Below are 917 nucleotides of genomic sequence, written 5' to 3'. Positions count from 1 at the left end.
TACTAGGCTCTGTTATAGCGTTTTATGTTCAGAATGATAATTACATTACACGCTCGCTTGATATGCGCGGGTCACCCATCGCATTAGAGAAAATTGCCTTGCAGGTCATGGTCTCAATTACTCAGGCTCAAGAAAAAAACGGTAAACCGATTAAACAAGCAGAGCTTGAAACAACGCCAAATATTCCGGGCTTATTAATTCGCCAAGTTGTCGAAACACTGCTTAAGAAAAAGCTGATTATAGATGCGGGCTCAGAGGGCGATCGTTTTGTCTTAGCACGCTCTAGTGATTTGATTAGCGTGGCAGATATTTTATCTGCGATTCGAAAATCTCCGCCTATTTATCGCGCTTTTCCACAATCAGGAGCTCAGAAGAATATCGCTGATGTGAGCCAAGTATTAGATGGTTTCATCAAGGAAAAGTTTGCTCAAGTCAGTCTACGAGAACTCGCCGAAGGCAAGGTCGTCCATTAAGTTTCTGCCAATCTAAGAACTCACCGAGCGTTTTCATTCTTTCAATCTATACTCAAATTATCGCGCCTAGAAGAGGCGAAATATTAACGATTGAAAGGATGAATCATGCCATACATTAAAAAGAGTGCCTTGTTTGTTTCAGGCAGCTTTTTCTTTGCAGCACAAGCATTTGCAGGTGCACCAAATTTTATTGATAGTCGCGCGATGGCGATGGGTGGTGTAGGCGTTGCGTCTGCACGTCCTGCTGCGGCAGGCTTTTTTAATCCGGCTTTACTGGCAGTAAAACAGCCTGAAAAACGCGATGGATTTGGCATGTTACTTCCATCAGTAAACGCAATAGCAAGTGATGAAGCTGAGCTTCGCGATGTCGTGGATGACTTCGATGATGATTTCATCAAACCATTTGAAGGTGCGATTACTGACGTTGAAAACAATATTGCGGGC

At 43.3% G+C, this 917-nt stretch carries 2 protein-coding genes; both read left to right on the top strand.

Annotated elements, in window-relative coordinates:
• Nucleotides 1-473 (top strand): Rrf2 family transcriptional regulator (locus A3762_RS20545; RefSeq protein WP_156493634.1); only part of this gene is annotated, 473 nt, incomplete at its 5' end.
• Nucleotides 474-578: 105 nt separating this feature from the next.
• On the top strand, nt 579-917 hold a 339-nt coding region (gene traF / locus A3762_RS20540), incomplete at its 3' end, for a conjugal transfer protein TraF (protein WP_231878881.1).

This window comes from Oleiphilus sp. HI0125 (assembly GCF_001635355.1).
The sequence above is the reverse complement of the archived record's forward strand: the minus strand, read 5'-3'. Positions and strand labels throughout refer to the sequence as shown.